The 15,598-nt window shown below is 52.9% G+C and carries 14 protein-coding genes; 6 read left to right on the forward strand and 8 right to left on the reverse strand.

What is annotated here, in order from left to right:
- Positions 1-88 precede the first annotated feature (88 nt).
- Positions 89-1,318: a DUF445 domain-containing protein gene (locus KO508_RS06305; RefSeq protein WP_216007504.1), complete on the forward strand. Its 1,230-nt coding sequence runs from the start codon at positions 89-91 to the stop codon at positions 1,316-1,318.
- 109 nt (positions 1,319-1,427) lie between these two features.
- On the forward strand, positions 1,428-2,462 hold the full coding sequence (locus tag KO508_RS06310) for an HDOD domain-containing protein (protein WP_216007505.1): 1,035 nt from the start codon (positions 1,428-1,430) through the stop codon (positions 2,460-2,462).
- Here the strand turns inward: KO508_RS06310 and KO508_RS06315 are convergent.
- The 5 genes from KO508_RS06315 to KO508_RS06335 all read right to left on the reverse strand — a co-directional run bounded on the left by KO508_RS06315 (position 2,446) and on the right by KO508_RS06335 (position 7,376).
- Positions 2,446-3,768, reverse strand: coding sequence for a YihY/virulence factor BrkB family protein (locus KO508_RS06315; protein WP_216007506.1), 1,323 nt, complete (start codon positions 3,766-3,768; stop codon positions 2,446-2,448). The two genes, KO508_RS06310 and KO508_RS06315, sit on opposite strands and share 17 nt — an antisense overlap.
- A 67-nt stretch (positions 3,769-3,835) precedes the next feature.
- Complete coding sequence (gene lpoB / locus KO508_RS06320) at positions 3,836-4,438, reverse strand: penicillin-binding protein activator LpoB (protein ID WP_216007507.1); 603 nt, start codon at positions 4,436-4,438, stop codon at positions 3,836-3,838.
- Positions 4,439-4,450: 12 nt separating this feature from the next.
- The gene (locus KO508_RS06325; RefSeq protein ID WP_216007508.1) at positions 4,451-4,843 is read right to left on the reverse strand and encodes a YcfL family protein; all 393 of its coding nucleotides are present in this window, start codon (positions 4,841-4,843) and stop codon (positions 4,451-4,453) included.
- A gap of 65 nt (positions 4,844-4,908) precedes the next feature.
- Positions 4,909-6,369 carry a COG3014 family protein gene (locus tag KO508_RS06330; protein WP_216007509.1) on the reverse strand — a complete coding sequence of 487 codons (1,461 nt, stop codon included), beginning with the start codon at positions 6,367-6,369 and terminating at the stop codon, positions 4,909-4,911.
- Positions 6,370-6,440: 71 nt separating this feature from the next.
- On the reverse strand, positions 6,441-7,376 hold the full coding sequence (locus KO508_RS06335) for a D-2-hydroxyacid dehydrogenase (protein ID WP_216007510.1): 936 nt from the start codon (positions 7,374-7,376) through the stop codon (positions 6,441-6,443).
- 83 nt (positions 7,377-7,459) lie between these two features.
- Here KO508_RS06335 and tmpT point away from each other — a divergent pair, with 83 nt between their 5' ends.
- From tmpT to KO508_RS06355, 4 genes are all read left to right on the forward strand, one after another.
- Positions 7,460-8,113 carry a thiopurine S-methyltransferase gene (gene tmpT / locus KO508_RS06340; RefSeq protein WP_216007511.1) on the forward strand — a complete coding sequence of 218 codons (654 nt, stop codon included), beginning with the start codon at positions 7,460-7,462 and terminating at the stop codon, positions 8,111-8,113.
- A 238-nt stretch (positions 8,114-8,351) separates the two neighbouring features.
- Positions 8,352-10,274 carry a PrkA family serine protein kinase gene (locus tag KO508_RS06345; RefSeq protein ID WP_216007512.1) on the forward strand — a complete coding sequence of 641 codons (1,923 nt, stop codon included), beginning with the start codon at positions 8,352-8,354 and terminating at the stop codon, positions 10,272-10,274.
- Positions 10,275-10,346: 72 nt separating this feature from the next.
- The gene (locus KO508_RS06350) at positions 10,347-11,636 is read left to right on the forward strand and encodes a YeaH/YhbH family protein (protein ID WP_252737950.1); all 1,290 of its coding nucleotides are present in this window, start codon (positions 10,347-10,349) and stop codon (positions 11,634-11,636) included.
- Positions 11,633-13,186: a SpoVR family protein gene (locus tag KO508_RS06355; RefSeq protein ID WP_216007514.1), complete on the forward strand. Its 1,554-nt coding sequence runs from the start codon at positions 11,633-11,635 to the stop codon at positions 13,184-13,186. The genes KO508_RS06350 and KO508_RS06355 overlap by 4 nt, the downstream gene beginning before the upstream one ends.
- Here KO508_RS06355 and KO508_RS06360 read toward each other — a convergent pair.
- Genes KO508_RS06360 through KO508_RS06370 form a run of 3 tightly spaced genes read right to left on the reverse strand, consistent with a single transcriptional unit; the run spans position 13,175 to position 15,572 of the window.
- The gene (locus KO508_RS06360) at positions 13,175-14,536 is read right to left on the reverse strand and encodes a sensor histidine kinase (protein ID WP_252737951.1); all 1,362 of its coding nucleotides are present in this window, start codon (positions 14,534-14,536) and stop codon (positions 13,175-13,177) included. The genes KO508_RS06355 and KO508_RS06360 overlap by 12 nt on opposite strands.
- The gene (locus KO508_RS06365) at positions 14,533-15,207 is read right to left on the reverse strand and encodes a winged helix-turn-helix domain-containing protein (protein WP_216007515.1); all 675 of its coding nucleotides are present in this window, start codon (positions 15,205-15,207) and stop codon (positions 14,533-14,535) included. Before KO508_RS06365 ends, KO508_RS06360 begins: the two co-directional genes overlap by 4 nt.
- Entirely contained in the window at positions 15,204-15,572 is a 369-nt protein-coding gene (locus tag KO508_RS06370; protein WP_216007516.1) for a PepSY domain-containing protein, read from the reverse strand. The genes KO508_RS06365 and KO508_RS06370 overlap by 4 nt, the downstream gene beginning before the upstream one ends.
- Positions 15,573-15,598 lie beyond the last annotated feature (26 nt).

The raw sequence follows: 15,598 nt of genomic DNA on the forward strand, positions 1-15,598 counted from the left end.
TGGGGGTTAAAGGGCCATTGACAGGCACGTGCCTTCGAAACATGCTTCACCCCGCTGACATAAACAAAAAAGCGAGTGCCCCCCCCGAATGACAAGCCTGCTTAACAACCCAGAATTCTGGCAATACCTCAGTATTCCCGTTATTGCAGCCCTCATTGGCTGGTTCACCAACTGGCTCGCCATCAAAATGACCTTTCTTCCACTGGAATTTGTTGGCAAACCTCCGCTGCTAGGATGGCAGGGCATTATCCCCTCCAAAGCCCATAAAATGGCCGCCATCGCCGTTGACGCCACCATTTCAAAAATCGGAACCGTGCGGGAAATATTCGAGCAAATTGACCCCAAAGTACTCGCCGCGCACATTGTCCACTCGGTAGAGCCGCGCATCGAAGAATACGTGGATGAAATGATGCTCCGGGAATACCCCACATTTTGGGAGAACCTTCCGGCTTCTGCCCGAAAGATGGTCTACGACAGGGTTCGTAAATCCACGCCGCATCTGGTGGACAACCTAGTCGACGATATCGCCAACAACATTGAAGATTTGCTTGATATCAAAACCATGACCATTGATAGGTTGTCGGCCGACAAGCAACTGCTGAACCGCATCTTTCTGGAGTGCGGCGATGCCGAGTTCCGTTTTATCGTTAACTCCGGCCTTTATTTCGGCTTTCTGTTCGGTGTTATCCAGATGACCGTTTGGTACTTTTATCAAAGCTGGTGGGTACTCCCCTTCTTCGGCTTACTAGTCGGCTGGGCTACCAACTGGATCGCTTTGAACGTTATCTTTCGCCCTTTGCACGCCAAAAAGATCGGGCCCTTCAGGATTCAGGGGCTTTTTCTCAAGCGGCAACCGGAAGTGGCACAGTCTTTTTGCCACATAATTACCCACGAAATCCTCACGGTGGGCAATATCATCAGCGCCATACTGGAAGGCCCAAAAGGTGATCGTGCCCGTAACATGGTAAAAAAGCACATCAAGCCTCTGGTGGATGAAACCGCTGGTATGGGCAAAGCTCTCACCCAAATGGCCTTCGGCCCTACAGGCTTTGCCACGTTAAAAAATCAGGTAGGTGAAAAAGCCATCGAGATATCGAAAACATCCTTTAACAACCCGATGTTTGAGACCGACCGTGCCCGCGCCGTTGAGTCCATTATGGTGGAGCGTATGATTGCACTCTCTTCGGAGGAGTTTCAGGATTTGCTTCGCCCTTGCTTCCAAGAAGATGAGTTTAAATTGATTCTTGTGGGTGCATTTCTCGGCTTTTCGGCCGGTGTTTGCCAGCTCGTTTTTGTATTTGGTGGAACGTTGGTCTAAAAAATGTCATAACCGCAAAGGGGTTACATTGTGCAAGGCGGTCGTGGGCATCTATACTGCGAGATACAAGAACGTACACTTTCACGACTGGTTTACCTGGGGGCAGCGGATGCCAGGCTTCTTTTCCTGGATTGCAGGCTTTTTTGTCAAGAAAAAGCCGTCACCTCCTGCAGTTTCTGAGGCTAGGCTATTTAATACTTCAGAGCCCACAAAACTTGCCATAACAGCTGAAGATGCGCAAAGCCTGTCATTGCTGCTCGAGGAAAACCTCTTTTGCTGGCTTCTAGACACCGGCCCCGCTCAACTTCGCGCTGAGCAGCCCTCGTCACACCAAGCACTTCAAGAACTCGATTACCGCCTCTCGAATAGAAAGATGGAAGAACTGCCAAGGCGGCCCATGACACTTCCCATGCTGATGAAGGCGCTTTCTGATGAATCCGGCGACCGGCAAAAGCTGAGCCAGATTATTCTGGGGGATCCCTCTTTAACCGATCAGATATTGCAGGTGGCCAATAGCCCCTACTTCCGTACTGGAGACGCCACCATCGAATCGGTCGATCAGGCTGTTTTCATTCTAGGTATCGATGGCATTCGAAACGTAGTTTCGGCAGCGGTTATGCGGCCAATGATGGCGGCCCGCAATAGTAGAGAAGCCCTATTTGCCCAAAGGGCCTGGCGCTGGGGCCTTACCTGTGCCCGCGCGGCAGAATTTATCGCGAAGTTACAAGGAGAGGACTCAAGCGCCCACTTTACCGTGGGACTTTTACCGGCACTCGCCTATATCACCATTCGCAGGGAGCTCCAGCAGATATGCCGGGCACAGCGTGGTAGCGGGGAGCCGGATATTGTATTGATTCGTACTGCCTTAGCTCGCTACCAGTGGGTTGCTTCTCAACTGATCGCCAGCGAGTGGGGCCTACCACCTAAATACCACGCCTATCTTATGTCGGCAGAGCGGCCAGTGCCCCATCAGGAGCAGGCTGCGCTGGTAGATGGCATGGTAATAGGTAGTCGTGAAGTGTTACGCCACGCGCACCAACGCAACCTGCCTGAAGAAGATTTGGAGCACATCGTTCACCTTACGCCGGAACAAACCGGCCGCGTGCGCACTGCCATCAAAGCCCTGCTCAACCAGCAGAGCTAGTGTCAGCACCGTTTTTCAGCAAAGCGGCAAATGTTTTAGATTCATTCTCCCGCTCGCCGTTGAGTAAATCAGCAGGAAATACTGGCGGAAGCCTGTCTACAACACGATCTTCATCGCGGCGCACAACCTTAAGTACTTCCCCAACTGTAATAAGATCCAGTGCTCGCCCAGGAACCAGTTGATCACCCTGTGGCCCCGCAAGGCTTAATAGGCCCGCGCGAATCAGCTTGTCGCTAACGGCCCGAGTTACTTCACCCGGCACACGCAAATCATGTTCCAGAGCCTCCTGCTGCGGCGCTCTTTTGCCCTCGCTAAAGGGACGAGCTACAAGCCACATCATGGCCAAGGCAATTTTTTCCTGCAGCTCTGGCGCAAGCTGCACATGGCGGCGTTTAGCAACGGAGCCGGGGTTTTGCAGATAATACGAAAGGCTTGCCCCTAGAAGTAGAATCATCCAGTTCAGATAAATCCAGATCAGCATGATAATGCCAATCGCAAAGCTGGAATAAATAGCTGCGTATTTAGCCGAGCCCGCTACAAAAGAGGCAAACAGCATACCCCCCGCCTGCCAGGAAACCCCGGCAACCAAACCGCCAATAGCCGCATACCGAACTTTTACGCGAGTGTTGGGCATAAATACGTAAACGAAGGTGAAGGCGCCCACCACAAGGAAAAACGGTGTGAAGCGGCTGGCTGCAAGAATCACCGAGCCAAAGGGTTCAATGGCAATCAGAGTTTGAACGAAGGACGACGAGAAGATGGTAGCGCTCACGCCGATGGCAGAAACCATCAACAGCGGCCCCACCATAATAACGCTCAGATAGTTGCTGAACCTCTGGGCCACCGAGCGCATCTCCGGCACATGCCAGATCATATTGAACGACCGCTCGATTTTCTGCACCAGCGACACAACGGTGTATACCAGCAGGCCTAAACCAACAGAGCCCAGCACTCCCACCTTCATGTTGTCCACGAAGCCCAGTATACGCTCCGCCATTTCAACGCCCTCAGGCCCCATAGGCTGGAAGAACTGAAACAGGAATGGCTCCATACGCTGGTGCACGCCCAAAGCCTTCAACACGGAAAAGCTCAAGGCCAACAACGGCACAATACTGAGGAGCGTGGTGTATACCAAGCTCATGGCATGCAGAGTTAACTGCCCGCTGACGACGTCACGCACTAATGCATACGCTGAGCGGCCAGCCTTATACAACCAGGTCCAGGGCCAGCTTTGTGGCGGGTTCGGGTTTGCGAGAATCCAGTTTTCTGCAGCCTGCAGACGTTCTTTTAATTGGAAAGAAGCCACTTAACGTCCTGTTTTCGATATATCAAGAAGGTATCCTGAGACGGACACCAAACAAAATGAGTATGGCCTACCAAGCAACGGACTTGTCAGAGCCCCGCTTGATGATGGGAGTTTCACCTTCCCAAATGGCCAGACCGGATGCTAGCTCCGTAAGAGACAGTTGGATGTAATACTCCACCTGCTGCTCTTTCCCGACCTTATGGTTACGCTGAAGAATCTTTCCGGAAAGACTTAAATCCGGCGCCTGAAGCGTACCCTTGCTTTGTACGGTAGACTGGTCAAACTCCTCAGATTCCCTCAGTTCACGCGCTTTCTGGGTCATTTCGTCTTCAGCGCCATTAAGGCCAACCGCTGTGGTGGTTACTACCTTGCCCGAGCGGAGAAGCGCCACACGGATTTTCTTGGTTAGCTGGTCTGTATCGATTCGTTGCATGGTGTCGTTGGTAATACGGCTGACCACCATTATGTAACGACCACCGTTTGGATTATTCACGGCTCCGCTTGCAAGCATGTCTTCAACGGCATCGGTAGCCGCTTTTTCAAAATCCCGGTAATCCATGGTCATGGCAACCGGGCCATCGTCAGCAGCAGGGTCAATATAGCGGGTAGGTGCGGCACAGCCAGCGAGAACCGCAATTCCTGCAGTTAAAACAACAGCACGTATCAACATTAGGTTTTCCTTTTACTTGGGCTCACGAAGATGTAACTGATAACTGGTAGCCCTTGAGTGGGGTGCCGTCGCCTTAAAATAGCGGGTTTGCCCTGTTAGCAAGCTCGCTTTGCGGTAGCCTTCACCAACACCAGGCACAGTCATACCATTGGCATCAAACCAGGTCACTTTCCACGCCAACTCTGCGTCTGATCTCGCCTCAACCGCGAACTGTATTTGAAGAAGGCTCTCCCCATCGGGCTGGGGTACGCGCTCCTCAAAGAGTTCTGTTACGGCCGTGATGTAAATAACTTCCGGGTCAACCTTCAGCTCTTGCCTATCGGCCAATAGATTACTAACGTCGGGTTGCGAAGCACAGCCTGCCAAACCAAGAACCAGCATGCTGGCGAACAATACTGATTTCATAATGCGCGTCCTGTTTTACGTTAATCAGCTTAACTATATAGCTGTGAAAGCTCATGCTACTACTCCTACCATCTGGGTAAACGCACAAAAGCCGCCTCAGCTCCACCTTGCAAATCCATAATAATCACCGTTGCCGGTGCCTGTAACGTCGGGCGTTTAACATACACCAGAGTATACGGCTGTTGCGGAATTTCCAGATCGCCCAACGTCTCCCCCCTATGATCCAGCAGTGACAAGCTTCCGTTTTCCGGACGATCAATGCGGGCAGTCTGCCAGTGGTTCGGTAACGCCTGCCAGCTCCGCAAATCAGCCTGAGTTGTTGCTATGGTCAGCACCGCTGCAAAAAGTTGCCCCACAGGGCCAAATTGCTCGGCTGCCTCTCTCTGAAGAACCGCTTTGCTGATAGCAGAGGTAACCGCTCTGGTGAGTATGCCTGAAAAACGCTCTTTCATTTCGGTACGAACAACCTTACCCATATCCGAAATGCGCTCGGTTCGTATGACCTCGCCGGAGGCATTTACGGCACCGATGCTCCCGGGTACCGCAGAACGGTCAGTGTACGCAGGTAAGGCAATGCTAAAATACGACGGCACTTGTTGGTTCCCGTAGGTCAAAAACAAGGGCACATCCAAACGCGATTCCCTAAGCACCGGGCCCAACCCGTTTTCATACACAATCCATACCTGCGGGGGCAGGGTTTGCAAGCCCTGAGCGCCCGAGGCAAGACGCTCAGCAAGGTCCGCGTCGGCTTTCAGCATCATATTCTGAGGACTCATCTCTGCCACTCTGGCAAGTGAGGTCACAGCTCGCTCGTAGTCTGAACCGCCTTCGGCATTCGCAAGAAAATAAAGACCGTGCAGGTAGGTGCTGAAAGGTACGATGAATTCGGGAAAAACAGACCATTTCGAAGGCGCACCATAGCGGTTATCGACCGCTGCTTGAAAACTACCGCTCTGAAGGCTGTTGCGAACCATAGAGGCTTTTTGGCTTCCGCCCTGAACTTCATACTTCAAGGCGGCCTGTTGTGCGGCAATCTCCTTGCGAAAATAATCAACAGCGCGTCTAGTGCGATCATTAGCCCGGTTAAATTCGACTCTGGCGTAATCATTATCGCCCGATGCAAGAAACGCTAACCCTTTGTAGGTGTTCAACAGAACAGCCTCCGACAGCAAAGCTTTGTAGTCTCGCTCTGCGTCATTAACCATCACCGCCATCAAGCCTTCCGCAGTGCTTGCCAGAAGCCCCATGGTATCTTGGCCTTTCATTCCCTCTTCAGCGAGGTCGTAAGCCTTTGTGGATTCACTATTCCGATCGGTGAGGCGGTACATTTCCCCCTGATGCAGCAGTTCCAGTATGTGCTCTTGAGTGTCGACAGGTTTGTTTTCAGGCGCAGGGAAGCTCACTGTTTTCAGTGCAGTGTCGTAGTCACCTGTCACGTAGGCGGCGTTAAACAAAGCCAACTGATCGCGGTGCTGGAACGACGAGCACCCCGACGCAAGCACTGTCGCAAAAGCGGCCAGAATCATATACCGCAGTGCCGTCAAGCCGTTACCTCTAGCACACCGTCTCTCCCTGCATAACCTTACCTATTGATAGTTCAAGAAACCGAATCCAGATTTTGCGCTGTGATATCCACAATGCGTTGCCGTGCTTCACGGCTGGCCCATGCCGAGTGCGGTGTAATGATGAGATTCGGAATATCTCCAGCAAGCAGGGCATTGCCATTGCGCGGCGGCTCCTCGGTCAGAACATCAAAACCGGCACCCCGAATAATGCCGTCGCGCAGGGCATTCGCAAGAGCGTCTTCATCCACAAGGCCGCCACGGCTGGTGTTAATTAAAAGGGCGTCTGGTTTCATCATCTGCAACTCGCGTGCGCCGATCAGGTTGCGGGTTTCATCGGTTAGAAGGCAATGCAGCGAGAGCACATCGACTTGGGGTAAAAGCTCATCCAGCGGAATCCGCGAGTAGCCATCAACCTTGCCTGTCGCCTGCCCCGGCCGCGCGCCTAGTAATATCTTCATACCAAAGGCTTTGGCTCGCTCGGCCACACCTTGTCCTAGGTCACCGTAGCCCACAATACCTATAGTTCGGCCTTCCAACTCCATGATGGGATGGTTCATTAGGCAAAACATGTCGCTCTGCGCCCAGCGCCCTGCCCGTACATCCCGATCATAATCCAACAAGCGTGTTGCTAATGCCAAAACCAGCGCCATGGTGTGCTGGGCCACAGTGGAGCGCCCGTAGTTCGCCACGTTCAGCACCTGTATGCCGTGGTCTTTGGCAGCATTCAGGTCAATGTTGTTCAGCCCAGTGGCCACAACCGCTATGGTTTTTAGCTCGGGGCTTTGTTCAAAATGCTCGCGCCCGAGTACCACCTTGTTGACCAACACCGTATCAAAACCCCGAATCCGTTCAGCCACCTGCTCCGGCGTTGTAGCTTCATACTTCACAAGACCACCAGTCACGCGCTCAATAGGCCCAAGATCCACATCATTGCCAAGCGTAGCAGTATCCAAAAACGCGGCTTTCATACTTTTCTCCTTCATCAACAAATGCTGAGATTAAGGTAGACTGAATCAAACGTCCAAATAGTCCAAAAAAGAGAACCGAAACTATGGAACACGAATTCTGGCACGAGCGCTGGAGCAAAAAGGAAATCGGCTTTCACGAAGGCTCCGTCAACAAGTTTCTATACGATCACTGGCCCGAGCTTTCTGGCGGCGGCACTGAGGGTGTTTTTGTACCCTTGTGCGGCAAAGCCCACGATATGTGGTGGCTGCACGATCGCGGGCACCCGGTTATCGGCGTAGAGCTAAGCGAAATCGCCTGTAAGGACTTTTTTGAGGAGGCGGGCGAAAAAGCCATGGTGCACCCAAGCGAGCCCTTCATCAAATTCAATCATGAAAACCTGCAACTCTGGTGCGGCGATTTCTTTCAATTGGTGCCTGATGACTTAAAACATAGTCGCTTGGTGTACGACCGTGCTGCGCTCATTGCTTTGCCACCTTCAATGCGCAAAGCCTATGTGGAACATCTTACGGCCGTCATCCCTGATGGCACACGCATTTTGCTTATCACCCTCGACTACGGCACAAAAATCAGCGCGCCACCTTTCAACGTGAGTGATGAAGAGGTTCGCGAACTCTATTCACCAGATTACGAGATTGAGCACATTCTTACCAACACACTGCCCAACGACCATCCGTTCACCAAGCGCAAAGGCCTTATTGGAGCAACAGAGAGCGTGTTCCGGCTGACTAAACGCTGAGGCTAGCAACCCAGCGGTAACATAATTTAATGAACCTTAACCATTAACAGCCTGTCCAACCTCGTGACCGTGAACTAAGCTCAGATTGAACAAGCAAAAACCCGACACAGATCGTGACAGGCCAAAATCGATAACTCCATTCACCTACAACCAAAGCGAATCGCCGCCATGGCGACCGTAATTTAACGGGGATACTGCGTGCACTGAAAGCTGAAGAACAGCGAGCGAGGGGCTACCCATGAGCATACTGCAGCAATTCAAAAACCGGTATGAGAGCACCCAAGAAGAAGAGTACAGTCTTGAAGAATACTTGGAGATCTGCAAAAACGACCCAGCGGCCTACGCCACAGCCGCAGAACGGTTATTGATTGCCATCGGCGAACCCGAATTTGTCGACACCTCCCGCGATGCCCGCCTGTCGCGCATCTTTTCCAACAAAATCATCAAACGCTATCCGGAATTTTCCGAGTTCTACGGCATGGAAGAAGCTGTAGAGAACATAGTGTCCTTCTTCAGGCACGCAGCTCAGGGTCTGGAAGAAAAGAAACAGATTCTGTATTTACTGGGGCCGGTTGGCGGTGGTAAGTCATCGCTGGCAGAGAAACTTAAATACCTGATGCAAAAGGTGCCCTTCTACGCAATCAAGGGTTCTCCCGTTAACGAATCGCCCCTCGGGCTTTTCGATCCGACAGAAGATGCCGCCATTCTGGAAGAAGAATATGGCATTCCTTCCCGCTACCTGAAGAACATCATGTCGCCTTGGGCGGTTAAACGACTGCACGAATTTGGCGGCGACATTAGCCAATTCCGCGTGGTGAAAAAATACCCTTCAGTTCTAGATCAGGTTGCCGTGTCCAAAACCGAGCCAGGGGATGACAACAATCAGGATATCTCTGCCCTTGTGGGCAAGGTGAACATCCGAATGCTGGAGGACTATTCACAAGATGATCCCGACGCCTACAGCTTCAGCGGCGGCCTGTGCAAAGCCAATCAGGGGCTGATGGAATTTGTAGAAATGTTCAAAGCCCCCATCAAAGTGCTTCACCCTTTGTTAACCGCAACTCAAGAAGGCAACTACAACACTACCGAAGGCATGGGTTCGGTGCCCTTTGATGGCGTTATTCTGGCCCACTCCAACGAGTCGGAATGGCAAACCTTCCGCAACAACAAGCACAACGAGGCCTTTCTTGACCGAGTGTATATCGTCAAGGTGCCTTACTGCGTGCGGGTTACGGAAGAGATCGAGATATACAAAAAGCTGCTTCAAAACAGCTCTCTGGCTGGGTCGCCCTGCGCCCCGGACACACTGGACATGCTGGCCCAGTTTTCAGTTCTCTCACGTATCAAGGAGCCTGAAAATTCCAGTATTTTCTCAAAAATGAGGGTCTATGACGGCCAGAACATCAAGGATACAGATCCCAAAGCCAAATCCATTCAGGAATATCGGGATGCAGCAGGTGTTAACGAAGGCATGGACGGCCTCTCGACCCGGTTCGCGTTCAAGATTCTCTCCAAGGTGTTCAACTTCGACACCACTGAAGTGGCTGCCAACCCGGTGCACCTGCTGTATGTGATTGAAAAGCAGATTGAACAAGAGCAGTTCGCGCCAGAAGTTCAAGAGCGCTATCTGCGCTTCATCAAGGAGTTCCTCGCACCTCACTACGTTCAGTTTATCGGTAAGGAAATCCAGACAGCCTATCTGGAAAGCTACAGCGAGTACGGGCAAAACCTGTTCGACCGCTACGTAACCTATGCCGACCTGTGGATTCAGGATCAGGAATTTCGGGACCCGGAAACTGGCGAAATTCTCGACCGCTCTTCCATCAACGAAGAACTGGAGAAAATCGAAAAACCGGCGGGCATCAGCAACCCAAAGGATTTCCGCAACGAGGTGGTCAACTTTGTACTGCGGGCCCGAGCCAACAATCAGGGCGAGAACCCGTCCTGGCTCAGTTACGAAAAACTGCGCAGCGTGATAGAGAAGAAAATGTTCTCCAACACCGAAGACTTACTGCCGGTTATTTCCTTCAACCCCAAAGCCAGTCAGGAGGATCAGAGCAAGCACAAACAGTTCGTCGAACGCATGGTCGATCGTGGCTATACGGAGAAGCAGGTGCGCCTGCTGGCAGAGTGGTACCTGCGAGTTCGCAAGTCCCACTAGCAGGATGGCTGGCTCTAGAAACGGGCCTGCACTCCTAGGCCGGAACCTGTAAGTGGAGCATGAATTATGGGTATGACCCACATAGTCGACCGACGACTGAACGGCAAAAACAAAAGCGCGGTGAACCGGGAGCGGTTTTTGCGCCGCTACCGGCATCACATAAAAAAGGCGGTTTCGGATGCGGTTCACCGGCGCTCTATCACTGACATAGAACGGGGCGAAAGCATTAGCATTCCCTCACGGGATATTGATGAGCCTGTGTTTCACCACGGCCAAGGTGGTCACCGGGAAATGGTGCACCCGGGAAATCAGGAGTTTGTAACCGGAGACCGACTACCCAAACCAGAAGGTGGTGAGGGCCAAGGTCAAGGGCAAGGCCAAGCCAGCCCCGATGGCGAGGGCATGGATGAATTTGCTTTCCAGATAACGCAGGAAGAGTTCTTGAACTTCCTGTTTGACGATTTGGAGCTTCCCAACCTTGTTCGCAAAAAGCTTAAAGACACCGAAGCGTTCAATTACGTGCGTTCCGGTTTCAGCACTCAGGGCGTGCCCGCCAAGCTCGACGTTGTGCGATCACTACGCGGCGCCCACGCGCGTCGTCTCGGCCTTGGCGGTGCTCGCAAGAAAAAGATTCGCGAGCTTGAGGCCCAGCTAGCAGAGCTCAAAAGTGCGACCGCTGATCTGGACGCAGCATTCAGCCATAAAGATCAGGTTCAAGCACTCGAAGATGAAATCGCGCGGCTGAAAGCCAATGTGAAGCGGATTCCATTTATTGACGACATCGACCTGCGTTACCGTCAGCATTTAAAGCAACCCAAGCCAGCAACCAGCGCTGTGATGTTCTGCCTAATGGACGTTTCCGGCTCTATGACGCAGATGCATAAAGACACCGCCAAGCGGTTTTTCATCCTGCTGTACCTATTCTTGAAGAAGAACCATAAAAAGATCGACGTGGTGTTCATTCGCCACCACACCAGCGCCAAGGAAGTGGACGAAGAAGAGTTTTTCTATTCTCGTGAAACCGGCGGCACCATAGTTTCCAGCGCGCTGAAGCTGATGCACAAGATCATCGAATCCCGCTACTCCCCGGCCGAGTGGAACATCTACGCAGCTCAGGCATCCGATGGCGACAATTGGAACGACGACTCGCCGGTGTGTGGCAAGCTTCTGACCGACAGCATTCTTCCATTGGTGCAGTATTACGCCTATGTAGAGATTACGCCCCAAGATCACCAGATGCTCTGGTACGAATATGAGCGGGTGCAGGAGCAATTCCCCGGAAGTTTTGCGCAGCAGCAGATTGCGGAACCCAGCGAAATCTATCCGGTCTTTCGCAGGCTTTTTGAGAGGAAAGCTGCATGAGTGACGCCATTGATCGTCCCAATGCTCCGGCCAATGACAGCCCGGCAACTCGCAAACCGGTTTCCACCGGATCGGAATGGACCTTCGAGCTAATCCGGCAATACGATGAGGAAATTGCCAAGTGCGCCGCCGAGTTCGGCCTAGACACCTACCCCAATCAAGTTGAGGTGATCAGCGCCGAACAGATGATGGACGCCTACAGCTCCGTTGGTATGCCGGTTGGCTACAATCACTGGTCTTTCGGCAAGCAGTTTCTTAGTACCTCCAAAGGCTATCAACGGGGCCAAATGGGCCTAGCCTATGAGATTGTGATTAACTCTAACCCCTGCATTGCCTACCTGATGGAAGAGAACACCCTGCCCATGCAGGCACTGGTGATTGCCCACGCCTGTTATGGCCACAACTCGTTTTTTAAAGGCAACTACCTGTTCCGCACATGGACAGACGCCAGCGCCATTATTGATTATCTGGTGTTTGCCCGAAATTATGTTTCTGGATGCGAAGAGCGCCACGGCGTGGATGCGGTGGAGCAAATACTGGATTCCTGCCACGCATTGATGAACCATGGCGTTGACCGCTATAAGCGGCCCGCCCCGATCTCGGCGGCTAAGGAAGTCCTGCGCCAAGCAGAACGAGAGGAGTACCTGCAACGCCGCGTGAACGATCTGTGGCGCACCATTCCGAAAATGGATGAGGATGAAGACCCGATAAAGCGCAAAAAACGCTACCCAGAGGAGCCTCAGGAAAACCTATTGTACTTCATCGAGAAAAACGCGCCGCTACTGGAAACCTGGCAGAGGGAAATCATCCGGATTGTGCGCAAACTGGCGCAATATTTTTATCCGCAGCGTCAAACTCAGGTGATGAACGAAGGCTGGGCCACCTTCTGGCATTACACCCTGCTGAACCGAATGTACGAGAAAGGTCTGGTGACCGACGGTTTCATGTTGGAGTTCCTTCAAAGCCATACCGCCGTGGTGTATCAGCCACCGTTCAATAGCCCCTGGTATTCCGGCATCAATCCCTACACCCTCGGGTTTTCTATCTTTACAGACTTGCGGCGAATCTGCGAAACGCCTACGGATGAAGATCGCGAATGGTTTCCCGATATCGCTGGTACTGACTGGGTAAAAACCCTGCACTTTGCCATGGCCAACTTCAAAGACGAGAGCTTTATTCAACAGTTCCTGTCGCCCAAAGTCATGCGGGATTTAAAGCTTTTTGCCGTTGAAGATGACGATCAGGAAGACAACTACAAGGTAACCGCCATTCACGATGAGCCTGGCTACCGGGAACTGCGGGAGAAGCTGGCCCGCCAATACAATCTCAGCTACCGGGAGCCCAATATTCAGGTCTGGAACGTGGACGTTCGTGGTGATCGTTCATTGACGCTCAGGCACGTACCTGTAAACAGAGTGCCTTTGGGAAAGGATACCGAAGAAGTGCTACGGCATGCGCACAGGCTTTGGGGATTCGATGTGCACCTGGAAAGCGTGGATGAGGGCACGGTAGTTGATGAACACCACTGCCCGCCGCCGTTAAAGTCCTGAGCGTAAGTGCGTCAGTGGCAATACCACTTCCGCGTGCAAACCGCCCAAAGTGCTTTCGCCCAGCCTGAGTTCACCACCGTGTAACACCGCCAGCTCAGTAACAATCGACAGCCCCAGCCCGGAGCCGGACCTTGCTTCATCCAGCCTGCCGCCCCGGCTCAGGGCTTGATCACGTGTATCTGGTGACATACCGGGGCCGTCATCGAATACACTGAGCACCAGCCAGCCTCCCTCTACAGTGCCCGTCAAGCTAATAGAACCCTTGGCCCAGTTGATGGCATTTTCCAGCAGATTTCCGACAATTTCCTGCAAGTCCTGTGCGTCAATCCGTACCTGAAGCCCTTCCTGTAAATCACTCTGAAACACCAATCCGCGCCTTCCAGCCAAACGCTGAACGCCTTCAATAACCGGCGCAAGTACGGTGGCAACCTCCTGTTCCGCGCCCAGAGTCACCGGCCCCGCTGCCGATGCGCGGGCGAGATGATGCCGTATGGCTTCATCCAAACGCTTGAGCTCTGCTTGCATGGCTGCGCTCTGTTCACTCGGCAAGCGTTCTGCCAGAGTGCCCAACACGGAAACCGGGGTTTTCAAGGCATGGGCCAGATTGCCCGCAGCGGTTCTGCCCCGTTCCATCAGGTGTTGGTCTCTTTCCAATACTGTATTGATGGCATCTGCCAGACGCGCCAGTTCTCGTGGCAGATCGGTCTCAACTGACGGTTGCCGACCCTGTTCTACCGCCTTCAAGCTCTGCTCAATTCGGCGCAGGGGCGCTAATCCCCAGCGGATCTGCAAGCCGATTAACACAATCAGAAGGCCACCCAGTGTTGCCAGAGAGAGCCATAATAAAGTCTGGAATCGCGCAACCTGAGCTTCTACCTCATCCAGACTCGCAGCCACCTGAACGTGCAGAACCTCGTTGAGGTTGGGCAAACGAATGTCCCGTTCCAGCAAGCGAAGTTGTTTCCCCCGGGGGCCAGCAAGGGTTCGAAACGCCATCCCGGGCTCTTGGGACACCGCCAGCCTTTGATCCCACAACGAACGGGAAGTAAGTATCCGATCGCCATCGTCACGAACCTGCCAATACCAGCCGGAGAATACGCGATCAAAACGGGAATCGCCCAACTGCCTGTTGGTTACCAGAGCATCCTGACGGATATCGTAGTTAACTCCGGCGATCACGACATTAAGCAGCGACTCCAACCGTTCATTGAAGGCAGTGCTCACCGCCTCACGAAAGTTCCACGACAGCAAAGCACCGGCAGCAGGCAGAACCAGCACAACCAAAACCAGCGCGGATACCAGCATCCGTGTAGCAATAGGAAGGCGGCGCAATCGGTCTGCCAACATCATGACGCCTCGCTGGTATCCGCAACCATTCGATAGCCTTGGCCACGCAGGGTTTCAATGCTCTGGCTACCCAGTTTTCGCCGAAGGCGGCTGACCTGCACATCAATCACATTGGAATCCGGCTCTGTATCACCGTCATACACGTGCTCGGTTAATTCCGCTCGGCTGACGACACGAGGCGCAGCGTGTACAAGGTGGGAAAGCAACCTCAACTCCTGAGCGGTGAGGGATACCGGCATGCCAGCTCGGGTTACTTGGGCGCTGTGGGTATCAAGGCAAATATCCCCTACCCGAATAACCGGGTGGGCATGTCCATGGGCGCGGCGAACCAAAGCTCTCAAACGGAACAAGATTTCTGCCGTTTCGAACGGTTTGGTGACGTAATCGTCAGCGCCGGCAGAAAAGCCAGCGGCTTTATCAGACCAGCGTTCTCTGGCCGTCAAAATCAACACCGGTAGCTCAATACCCTGCTCGCGCCACCCCGACAACCATTGCGCTCCGCTGCCGTCAGGCAGGCCCAAATCGAGAATAACCGCATCATAACGCTCGGTACTGATCATAAAATCAGCAGTGCGACCCTCGCCTGCAATTTCCACTAGCAAGCCAGCATCCTGTAACGAAGATGCAAGCCCAAGGGCCAGAGATTCATCGTCTTCTACCAGCAGAACTTTCATTGCCGTTTCATTCCGTTGATGTTGTTACCTTCAATACCGATAAGTTCACCCGTTTCCGCATTCACTTCAAACTCGACGACCTGACCCTCAGGGCCCAACAATTCAATTTCATAAAGCCGTATGCCATCGTCTTCCTCAAATTCCACATCAATGACCTGACCCTCCCAGTCCCGAAGCAGACTGTCCAAAATCTCGCCTAGCGGCTTTATTCGGCCCGCTTGCACCTCTTCATGGAGCTTGCGCCAGTCTTCATCTGCAGAGGCTGGCGCAGCGGCTGTTAGGCAAAAGGCAACGACTAAGGCTGCGGCAATAAATGCGGCGGTGGGGACGATCAGTTTCAGAAGATAACAGGGCAGATTTTTCATAGGGCCATTTTGTCAGAGCCAACATG

The sequence above is a fragment of the Marinobacter salexigens genome (genome assembly GCF_018860765.1).
GTDB classification, from domain to species: Bacteria; Pseudomonadota; Gammaproteobacteria; order Pseudomonadales; family Oleiphilaceae; genus Marinobacter; species Marinobacter salexigens_A.

What these genes read in the sequence shown, in the direction of transcription:
- tmpT (WP_216007511.1), top strand. Translation starts at nt 7,460, where the DNA reads ATGGAACACGAATTCTGGCACGAGCGCTGGAGCAAAAAGGAAATCGGC.
- KO508_RS06350 (WP_252737950.1), top strand. Translation starts at nt 10,347, where the DNA reads ATGACCCACATAGTCGACCGACGACTGAACGGCAAAAACAAAAGCGCG.
- KO508_RS06325 (WP_216007508.1), bottom strand. Translation starts at nt 4,843, where the DNA reads ATGAAATCAGTATTGTTCGCCAGCATGCTGGTTCTTGGTTTGGCAGGC.
- KO508_RS06345 (WP_216007512.1), top strand. Translation starts at nt 8,352, where the DNA reads ATGAGCATACTGCAGCAATTCAAAAACCGGTATGAGAGCACCCAAGAA.
- KO508_RS06330 (WP_216007509.1), bottom strand. Translation starts at nt 6,369, where the DNA reads ATGATTCTGGCCGCTTTTGCGACAGTGCTTGCGTCGGGGTGCTCGTCG.
- KO508_RS06335 (WP_216007510.1), bottom strand. Translation starts at nt 7,376, where the DNA reads ATGAAAGCCGCGTTTTTGGATACTGCTACGCTTGGCAATGATGTGGAT.
- KO508_RS06360 (WP_252737951.1), bottom strand. Translation starts at nt 14,536, where the DNA reads ATGATGTTGGCAGACCGATTGCGCCGCCTTCCTATTGCTACACGGATG.
- lpoB (WP_216007507.1), bottom strand. Translation starts at nt 4,438, where the DNA reads ATGTTGATACGTGCTGTTGTTTTAACTGCAGGAATTGCGGTTCTCGCT.
- KO508_RS06310 (WP_216007505.1), top strand. Translation starts at nt 1,428, where the DNA reads ATGCCAGGCTTCTTTTCCTGGATTGCAGGCTTTTTTGTCAAGAAAAAG.
- KO508_RS06365 (WP_216007515.1), bottom strand. Translation starts at nt 15,207, where the DNA reads ATGAAAGTTCTGCTGGTAGAAGACGATGAATCTCTGGCCCTTGGGCTT.
- KO508_RS06370 (WP_216007516.1), bottom strand. Translation starts at nt 15,572, where the DNA reads ATGAAAAATCTGCCCTGTTATCTTCTGAAACTGATCGTCCCCACCGCC.
- KO508_RS06355 (WP_216007514.1), top strand. Translation starts at nt 11,633, where the DNA reads ATGAGTGACGCCATTGATCGTCCCAATGCTCCGGCCAATGACAGCCCG.
- KO508_RS06305 (WP_216007504.1), top strand. Translation starts at nt 89, where the DNA reads ATGACAAGCCTGCTTAACAACCCAGAATTCTGGCAATACCTCAGTATT.